Origin of the sequence: Actinomyces sp. 565, from assembly GCF_010365615.1 — a bacterium.
Classification (GTDB): domain Bacteria; phylum Actinomycetota; class Actinomycetes; order Actinomycetales; family Actinomycetaceae; genus Actinomyces.
The window spans coordinates 1-9855 of record NZ_PIZD01000059.1 but is presented as its reverse complement, the minus strand read 5'-3'; the positions used below and the strand labels follow the sequence as shown (position 1 = coordinate 9855).

The 9855-nt window shown below is 69.1% G+C and carries 4 protein-coding genes; 3 read left to right on the top strand and 1 reads right to left on the bottom strand.

The genetic code is table 11. The features are described from left to right. Positions 1-1151: 1151 nt before the first annotated feature. Positions 1152-4382 carry an alpha-amylase family glycosyl hydrolase gene (locus tag GZ997_RS12955; protein WP_203234177.1) on the top strand — a complete coding sequence of 1077 codons (3231 nt, stop codon included), beginning with the start codon at positions 1152-1154 and terminating at the stop codon, positions 4380-4382. A 324-nt stretch (positions 4383-4706) separates the two neighbouring features. On the opposite strand, the gene GZ997_RS09550 is transcribed toward GZ997_RS12955, so the two are convergent. After that, positions 4707-5822 carry an ABC transporter permease gene (locus GZ997_RS09550; RefSeq protein WP_203234176.1) on the bottom strand — a complete coding sequence of 372 codons (1116 nt, stop codon included), beginning with the start codon at positions 5820-5822 and terminating at the stop codon, positions 4707-4709. Between the two features lie 116 nt (positions 5823-5938). Between GZ997_RS09550 and GZ997_RS09545 the strand changes: the two genes are divergently transcribed. Together GZ997_RS09545 and pulA are read left to right on the top strand one after the other, a co-directional pair. Next, positions 5939-6496, top strand: coding sequence for a TetR/AcrR family transcriptional regulator (locus tag GZ997_RS09545; RefSeq protein ID WP_162679720.1), 558 nt, complete (start codon positions 5939-5941; stop codon positions 6494-6496). Between the two features lie 200 nt (positions 6497-6696). Next, positions 6697-9537 carry a pullulanase-type alpha-1,6-glucosidase gene (gene pulA / locus GZ997_RS09540; protein WP_238994396.1) on the top strand — a complete coding sequence of 947 codons (2841 nt, stop codon included), beginning with the start codon at positions 6697-6699 and terminating at the stop codon, positions 9535-9537. The last annotated feature ends 318 nt before the right edge of the window (positions 9538-9855 follow it).

Here is a 9855-nt window from a genome sequence, read left to right as displayed (position 1 = left end):
CTTCCCTTCCCTTCCCCGCGAGACCGGCACTTGTTACGTGCTGAGACCGGCACTTGTTACGTGCTGAGACCGGCACTTGTTACGTGCTGAGACCGGCACTTGTAACGTGTCGAGGTCGGTCGGAATGCGTACGCATTTGGCTCTCACGTACGCGAGGCGGTGTAGGAGGGTGGTCTCGAGGGCACGGAGTGCTCCATGCGTAGGCGGCCGGGCCACAGGCGGCGCTTACCGGTCTCGGTACGTAACTTTGACCGATCTCGGCGGTAATAAGGCTCTTCCGGTTTGTAGGTGTGGTGGTTGGGGTCGGGGCTGTGGTTTGGGTGGTTGTTGTCGGCAGGCGCCGAGCTGGCGAGTACGACCCCGTGATCCCCAGGCCCTCCACGTTCGGGAGGGTTTGGGGCTGATAAGGACGTTCTCGCTGAACCAAGGACGTTCTCGGGCCGCAGAGGACGTACTCGCCGGACCAGGGGCGTCTCGGGCAGGCGAGGTCGTTCTCGGGCGGGCGGTGCTGACTTGCGACGAATCCTTGGGATCATCTGGGTGCCGGACCGGAGGCCGCGACCATTGACGACGTACGCCGGTGATCTTGGAGCCCTACTCGACACGCCCCGGGCCAAGACACGACCGCCCGGGCGCCGACCCGACTTGTGCGCCCATGCGCCCCCGGATGACGGTTCGGTACTTGGCGTGACGGTTCGGCACTTGGCACCAACGCTTCGGCATGAACAGCGACGGTACGTACCCCTGGGTGCCGAACCGTCACAAGAAGGTACGAACCGCCGACCAGAATATACGAACCCTGACGCGAAGGCATGAACCGTCGCGCCAGCGCACGAGCCCTCAGGCCCACACGCCCTCAAACACCAAGTACCGGTCTCGATGCGTCACAAGTGCCGGTCTCAGCGTGTCACAAGTGCCGGTCTCAGCGTGTCACAAGTGCCGGTCTCGATGCGTCACAAGTACCGGTCTCAGCGTGTCACAAGTGCCGGTCTCGGCGTGAAAGGCGGGTGAAATGGTTGCAGTAGTTGCAGGTTGTGGTTTCGTGCCGTAGGCTCGGCGCATCCCCGTCCGATCGGCTTGGATCCGGACATATCCCGCTCTACCCGCCAAGATGTGGGCAGGGGAACTCAGACGAAGGAGTCCTCGTGCGCTTGCAAGACTTGCATGTCGGGTGGCATCGGCGTTCTCGCGCCCTCGGTGCCGTCGCCGCGACCACCCTAACCCTGTCCGCCGGAGCCATAGGCCTGGCCGCGCAACCCGCCGCCGCCGTCGCCGACGAGACGGCCCCCGCATCCGTCGCGCTGGTCGGCTCGCTGCAGGATGAGCTCGGTTGCAGCGCCGACTGGGACCCCGCCTGCGACGCCACCGAGCTGACCGACGTCGACGGCGACGGCACCTGGGAGTACACCGCCACGGTGCCCGCCGGCGCCTACGAGATCAAGGTCGCCCTGAACGACTCCTGGGACACCTCCTACGGCAAGAACGGCGGCGCCGACAACATCCCCCTCACCCTCGCCGGCGACGCCGAGCTCACCTTCACCTGGAACCAGGACAACCACCGCATTGGGCTGGTCTCCACCGACCTGACCGGCGACTACACCGACGCCGACGCCGCCCTGGCCGCCGCCCCGGTGCGCCAGGGCACGGCTGAGCAGTTCTACTTCGTTCTCACTGACCGCTTCGCCAACGGCGACACCTCCAACGACGCCGGCGGACTCACCGGCGGCCGCGACATCACCGGCCTGGACCCCACCGACAAGGGCTACTACCACGGCGGCGACATCCAGGGACTGATCGACCACCTGGACTACATCCAAGGCCTGGGCACCACCGCCATCTGGCTTACCCCCTCCTTCACCAACCAGCCCGTCCAGGGCAGTGGGGCGGACGCCTCCGCCGGCTACCACGGCTACTGGATCACCGACTTCACCTCCATCGACCCCCACCTGGGCGGTAACGAGGCACTCGCACAGCTGCGCGACGCCCTCCACGCGCGCGGCATGAAGCTGTACCTGGACATCATCACCAACCACACCGCCGACCTCATCAGCTACGAGGAGGGCACCTACTCCTACGTCGAGACCGCCGACGTGCCCTACACCGACGCCGACGGCAACGTCATCGACATCTCCGCCCTGGCCGGCCAGGAAGACTTCCCGACCCTCGACGCCGCCACTTCCTTCCCCTACACGCCCGTGCGCAACGGCGACGTCATCCCCGAGGTCCTCAACGACGTCACCCTGTACCACAACCGCGGCGACTCCACCTGGACGGGGGAGTCCACCACCATGGGCGACTTCCAGGGCCTGGACGACCTGATGACGGAGAACCCGATCGTCGAGCAGACCTTCGAGGACGTCTACACCGCCTGGATGGACTTCGGCGTGGACGGCTTCCGCATCGACACCGTCAAGCACGTCAACTACGAGTTCTGGCAGGCCTGGACCGTCGCCATCGACGCCCACGCCGAGGCCACCAACCCGGACTTCTTCACCTTCGGCGAGGTCTACGATGCCGACGCCACCAAGACCAGCCCCTACGTGCGCGGCACCGGCATGGACGCCACCCTCGACTTCGCCTTCCAGGCCGCCGCCCAGGGCTTCGCCCGGGGCCGGCCGACGACGAACCTGAGCACTTTCTTCGCCACCGACGACTACTACACGACCACTCACTCCAGCATCTATGCCGAACCCACCTTCCTGGGCAACCACGACATGGGTCGTATCGGCTACCTGCTGGGCGGCGGCTCCGGCAGCGAGGAGCTGCTAATCCGCTCCGAGCTGGCCCACTCGCTGATGCTGCTGACCCGCGGTCAGCCGGTCATCTACTACGGTGACGAGCAGGGCTTCGCCGGCTCCGGCGGGGACAAGGACGCCCGCCAGGACATGTTCGCCACCCAGGTGGACCAGTACGCGAACGAGCAGCTCATCGACGGCACCGTCGCCGGCTCCACCGACCGCTACGACACCGGCTCCGCGCTCTACCGGCACATCGCCACTGTGTCCCAGCTGCGCGCCACCTACCCGGCGCTGTCCACTGGCTCCCAGATCGAGCTGTACTCCCAGGACTCCGCCGGCGTATACGCCTTCGCCCGCGTGGACCGCGACGAGAAGATCGAGCATCTGGTCGCCCTGAACAATGCCGGCGAGGACCAGGTGGTCACCTTCAACACCCTCACTCCCGGCGCCGCCTACACCCCGCTGTACGGCACCGAGCAGGCGGTCACGGCCGACGCCGACGGCACGGTCACGCTGACCGTGCCCGCGTTAAGCGCCGTCGTGCTGCGCGCCGACGCCACCGTCGCCGCCACCGAGAACCCCGCAGTCGAGTTCGCCACCGCCTACGGGACGAACCTATCCGGCGCCACCGCCGAGATCGCCGCCGCCACCGCGGCCGGCCGCTGGGCGGAGACCACCTTCTCCTACCGGCCGCTCGGTACCGAGGAGTGGACCGTCGTCGGCACCGCCGAGGATGACACCCCGCGCGTGTACGCGGACCTGTCCGCGGTGCCCACCGGCACCGTCCTGGAGGTGCGGGCGGTAACGACCGACGCCGCCGGCAACCGGGCCGCCACCTCCACCCTCGCCGTCGTAGGCGCCGACCTGACCGGCGCCGAGCCCGAGGCCAAGCCGGATGCCCCCATCGACGGCCTCGAGGTCACCATCCCCGGCGACCACAACACCGAGATGGGCTGCATCTCCGACTGGCAGCCCGACTGCGAGCAGGCGCTGCTCACCCAGGACCCGGTCTCCGGCCTGTACACCGGCACCTTCGACATCCCCGCCGGCACCTGGCAGTACAAGGTCGCCATCGGCGGCACCTGGGACGAGAACTACGGCGCCGATGGCGTCCCCGGCGGCGACAACATCTACTACACCACGGACGGCCTAAAGCCCGTCACCTTCTACTACGACGCCCGCACCCACCTGGTGTGGCACGAGGTCACGGAGCCGCCCGCAGCCGATCCCGGCGCGGAGCCCACTGCCGTCCCGACGGCCCCTTCCACGTCGGTGCCCGGCGCGGATCCGAGTGCCGAGGCGACGGCGTCGGCGCAGCCCGGTGCCTCCGCGCAGAGCACCGCGCCCGCGGCGGTTGGGGGAAGCACCGCGCCCGCGGCGGTCGGGGAGAGCACTGCGCCCGCGGCTACGGCGGCTGCCACTGCCCCCGGTGGAACGGCTACGGTCCCCGCAGGCGGCGGTGCAGCGCCGTCGGCGACCGCGACCGTCCCTGCTGAGGGGGCTTCGCCGTCGTCCTCCGCGACACCCGCCGGCGCCACCGGCGCGCTGGCCCGTACCGGAGCCATCGGGGTCATGCCGCTGACCGTGGCCGCGCTGGCGCTGATCGTGGCGGGGGCGCTCCTGCACCGGCGTCGCCGCGCCTGAATCGCGGCGCGCAACAACGCGGGCGGCGCCCGGGACCGAGTGGCTGGTTCCGGGCGCCGCCCGCATCGTTGCCTGCCGCCCACGTCCGCGCTTGCGGCCGGGGTCCTCTACTACGCCGGTTACTGCTCTAGTACGCGCGTTAGGTGTTTGTTGAAGGGGCCCCGGCCCTTCAACAGAGGTCTAACCGGCGTAGTAGACGCCGAAGGGGCGTAGCAAACGCCGGCCGGCCCCGCCAGCGCCGCAACGCCAGCCGGGACGGTCCCGAAGGCACTCGCCTCCGCACCGTCCCGGCGGGTTTGCGTGATGGTCTGCGCGGTCGAGGACTCAGCTCACGCGATCACCACGACCGCGGCGGGCATTGGCGTACGCGCCGACGGCGAGCAGGGCCAGGCCGCAGACGATCCAGGCCGTCAGCACCCATGGGCTCGCCCCCATGCCGGCGCCGTCGAAGTAGGCGGCGGAGCGCAGCCAGGTGCCGGCCGCCCCGACGGGCAGCAGCTGCCCGAATGCTCCCCACCCGCTGGGGAGCCACTGCCACCCGGTGGCGAGGCCGGAGAGCGGGTTAGCCACAAACAGCATGATTACGGCGCCTAGCCCTATGCCGGCATAGCCCATCAGCTCCTGCAGGCCGATCAGCGTCAGGGAGATCGCCGCAATGCCGAGGGTCAGGCCCGCCCACAGCAGCAGGAAGGAGCCGGAGACGGCGCCGAACCAGCTCTGTAGCACGACGGCGACGCACAGCCCGCCAAGTGCGGCGATTGCCGTCGCCCCCAGCACGCGCTTCCACGGAGAAGTGCGCAGTACCAGGCTCAGGATCACGCCCGAGGCGAGGCCCCCGAACACCAGCGGCAACGCTACCGAGGACAGGGCCACTCCGGCCGGGTCGTCGGCGGGCAGGGGGGCGACGTCGGTTACGGTGACCGCCTGCGAGGCACTCGCCTCCTGCTGGACCTGTGCGAGCGTGGCGGCGTCGGCGCCCTGCGCCTGGGCTGCGGCCACGGCCTGCGCGTCAATCTGTGCCTCCAGTGCGGTGGCGAGGTTGGTCAGCAGTGCGGAGTAGGGGCTGCCCGCGCCGGAGGCGGTTACCACCTCGACTTGCTGGCCCGACTCGTCGGCGGTGATGGCGATCCCGCCGATGGCCTCACGGTTCTCAACCGCGCTGGTCACCGCCTGGGTGTCCTCGACGACGGTCACCTTGAACACTCCGGGTGCGGAGGTCTCCAGCTGACTCAGCAACTGGTCCTGTGCGGCCTCCGGTGCCGCGAGCGCCAGGGGCAGGTCCTTGGCGCCGGAGCCTATGGACGGCGCCAGGAACGCCAGGAGCATGAGGATGATGACGGCGGGAATGCCGATGGTGGCGAGCAGGAGCCCGCGGGTGGAACGCCGCGGGTCCTGGGGCGCGGCGGGGACCTGCGCCGGGGTGGTTCGTGGGGTGCTCATCGCTTGCTCGATTCTGTAAGTGGAACGATATGCTCCGGATGTGTTCCGGAGCGTATCGCTCCGGATGTAGTCTGGGCAAGCCTGCGGGGACATCCGCGGGGGAGAGGAGCATCACTATGCGCGTGGACGCCGCCGCCAACCGCGAGGCGATCGTCGAGGCTGCCAAGAACCTATTCGCCGATGTCGGCGTAGACGTCCCCGTCAGGAGGATTGCGGCTCAGGCGGGCGTCGGCATGGGGACGCTGTACCGGCATTTCCCGGACCGGATGAGCCTGGTGGTCGGGGTTGCCGACGCGGTCTACGAGCGCCTGGACGCGGCCGCGGGGCGCTGCGAGCAGGCCTGGGGAAGGGCCCCCGAGGCTGCCTGGGCGGGCTTCGTGCACGAGCTGGCAGCGCTGCGGTTGGGGCGGCTGCTGATGCAGGTCGGCGGCAGTTCCGACCTGTTCGCGGCGGGTGGTCCCGGGCCCGGCCTGCGCGAGCGCGCCCTCACGCGAATCGCGCAGGTGCTTGAGTGCGCGCACGCCGCGGGGCTTGTGTGTCAAGACGTCGACCCCATCCGATTTCAGGTTGGCGTGGTCGAATTATCCCGGCCGCTGGGGGCGGCCGTCGATGAAATGGCCCCCGGCTGGCAGGACTGGCTGGTTGACGTCTACCTGCGGGGGCTGCGACCCTAGGGGCGGGGCCGGTCGAGTGTGCTGTGAGCACTGTGCTGCGCGGCTGCCCTGCGGCTGCCCTGTGGTTGCCGCGCCGCTGTTGCGCGGTGAGGCTGCTGTGAACGACCACTCGGACCACATCGCCGTGGTGTCTTGACAGATGTTGGCTGTTCCTGGAAGCGTCGGGCTAGACTCGCGCCAACAGGCAGGAAGGTGTTCCTATGGCCATCGTCGTCCCGGTGCATCACGACGCCCCGGTCCGCCACGAGCTTCCCGGGGTTGGGGAGGCCCGCGCCTACTGGGTGGATGAGACCACCCTCGCCTGGCCCGCCGACCTGCTGCCGGCGATGGTTGACGTAGGGGCGCTGAGCGCACCCCCGACGGAGGGGGCCACAACCCGCACACCCGTAACCTTCGGGCTCGTGACGTCCCCCGAAGGGGGCGCGCGCATCGTGGACGGGATTTTGGACCGAGGCCCCGGCGGCACGGAGATCCCCCTATCCATCGTCGGCTCCCTGGAGGATCTGCTCGGGGAGGAGGCCATGGCCGCACACCCCGCCCTGCGCGGCTACCTGGCCCTGTCATTGGAGGACGAGTTCGGTGGCCGCAGCGTCGAGCGCGAGGACATAACACTGCTGCTGACCGGTCAGCTGGCGGTGGTGCAGCGTACCTCGGCCTCCACCGGTGGCTGGATCACTGCCTTCACCGGCGTGCAGACCTGGCCCCTGCTCGACCGCCTGTACGCAGGCGCGGCGGCCCGCGACGGCTCGGCCCCGCTCGGCGCCGGCATCGGCCCCGACGGCGCACCCACCTTCGCCCTGTGGGCACCCACCGCCGTCGACGTCGTCCTGCTCGCCTGGCCCACCGGCGACCCGACCGGCTCCGCCCCGCTGGCGGAGGGGGACCCGGTTCGCGTGCCCGCAGGTCGCGCTGACGCCGAGTCCTGGGACGGCCGCTGGGAGGTGGGTGGCCCAGCCGCCACCGCAGCCGGCATCGACGCCGGCGCGCAATACCTGTGGGAGGTGAGCGTGTATGTCCCCTCCACCGGAAAGGTGGAGACGAACCTGGTCACCGATCCCTACTCGCGCGCGCTGACCGTGGACTCGCGCAGGAGCGTCGTCGTCGACCTGGGGCAGCGCGCGCTCAAGCCCTCGAACTGGCGGGAGAACCTGAGCCCCGTCGTCGCCAATGACGCGGCCCGCGCCATTTACGAGCTGCACGTGCGCGACTTCTCCGCAGCCGATGGCTCCGTGCCAGAAGAGCTGCGCGGCACCTACGCGGCCTTCTCCCTCGCCTCCGCGGGAACCCGTCACCTGCGCAGTCTCGCTGCCGCGGGCATCGACACCCTCCACCTGCTGCCCACCTTCGACTTCTGCTCCGTGCCCGAGGAGCGTGCCGCCCAAAGCGTCCCGGAGATTCCCGCCGACGCCTCCGCGGCCTCGCGCCGCCCACAGGCCGCCATCACCGCCGTCGCCGATCAGGACGCCTACAACTGGGGCTACGACCCCTGGCACTGGTTGGCCCCCGAGGGCTCCTACGCGCGGGCGGGCAGGCAGGACGGCGGGGCGCGCGTATACGAGTTCCGGGAGATGGTCGGCGCCATCCACGGCATGGGCCTGCAGGTGGTGCTCGACCAGGTCTTCAACCACACCGGGGCCTCGGGCCAGGATCCGCACAGCGTGCTCGACCGGATCGTGCCCGGCTACTACCACCGGCTGGATGCCGCGGGGAACGTGGAGATGTCCACCTGCTGCAACAACATCGCCACCGAGCACCGCATGGCCGAACGGCTCATGATTGACGCCTGCGTCTCCTGGGTGGTCGACTACCGGGTCGACGGCTTCCGCTTCGACCTGATGGGTTACCACTCACTGGCAACCATGACGCATCTGCAGGAGGCCCTGGCCGAGGTCGCCGATGACGCGGTCGGGCACTGCATCTACCTGTACGGCGAGGGCTGGAACATGGGGGAGGTGGCGAATAACGCCCTGTTCACCCAGGCCAAGCAGGGGCAGGCGGGCCTGCTGGGCATTGGCACATTCAACGACCGTGTGCGTGACGCCGTCCACGGCCGCAGCGATGACACCGACCCGCGCGTGCCGCAGGGGCTGGGTAATGGCGAACTGACCGACCCCAACGGCTATGACGACCGCTCCGAGGAGACCAAGCGCAATGACCTGGCCTGGCGCACCGACCTGGTTCGCCTGGCCCTGGCCGGCAACCTGCGGGACTTCGAGCTGCATGCCGCCGGCGCGCAGTGGGTCAGAGGTGAGGAGATCAGCTACGGCGATCAGCCCGCCGCGTACGGGTACGCCCCCACCGACGCCATCAACTACGTCGATGCCCACGACGACGAGACCCTGTTCGACCGGCTCGCCTACAAGCTGCCGCTGGGCACGTCCATGGCCGAGCGCATCCGCATGAACACGCTGTGCCTGGCCACCGTCACGCTCGGGCAGTCACCGTGCTTCTGGGCAGCGGGCACGGAGCTGCTGCGCAGCAAGTCACTGGACACCGACTCCTACAACTCCGGCGACCACTTCAACGCTATCGACTGGACCGGGCAGGACAACGGTTGGGGCCGTGGCCTGCCGCCGGCCGCCCGCAACTTCGATGCCTGGGTGGTGCAGGCCGGCATCCTCATGCGCGAGGACCTGCGCCCAAGTGCACAGGACATCGCCACCGCCCGGGCGCAGGCGCTCGACCTGCTGCGACTGCGGCGCTCTAGCCACTTGTTCTCCCTGGGGTCGGCCGCGCTGATACGCGAACGGGTGTCCTTCCCGAGCGGCGACTTCGACACGCCCGGGCTGGTGATCATGCTGATAGATGACGGCGCCGGGGCAAGTGACATCGACCCGGACTTGGACGGGCTGCTCGTGGTGATCAACCCCGCCCCCGGAACCGTCGAGCAGCGGGTGGATGCGCTGGTGGACCGCTACTTCGAGCTGAGCGACATCCAGATGGAGGGCGCCGACCCGATCGTGAAGGACACCCGCTTCGACGCGGGCACCGGCACCATCACCATCCCCGGCCGCACCGTCGCCGTCCTGTACGAGCGCTGACCATGCGCACTGGCCACAAGCGCTGACCACCGCCCTTCGCCCCTCGCGAGACCGGCACTTGTGACACGCTGAGACCGGCACTTGTGACGTGCTGAGACCGGTTCTTGGTGTTTGAGGGTGTGTGGGTCTGGGGTTCGTGTGTTGTCGGGACGGTGTTGATGTGACGGTTCGTACCTTCGCGTCAGGGTTCGTATGTTCTGGTCGGCGGTTCGTACTTTGTTGTGACGGTTCGGCACCCGGCGGTACTGTGTTGTCTCATGACTTCTGGGACTGTTGGATCTCATGACATCTGGGAGTGTCAGAAGTCGTGAGATTCTG

Coding starts and splice junctions, on each gene's coding strand:
- GZ997_RS09550 (WP_203234176.1), bottom strand. CDS start 5,822: ATGAGCACCCCACGAACCACCCCGGCGCAGGTCCCCGCCGCGCCCCAG.
- GZ997_RS09545 (WP_162679720.1), top strand. CDS start 5,939: ATGCGCGTGGACGCCGCCGCCAACCGCGAGGCGATCGTCGAGGCTGCC.
- pulA (WP_238994396.1), top strand. CDS start 6,697: ATGGCCATCGTCGTCCCGGTGCATCACGACGCCCCGGTCCGCCACGAG.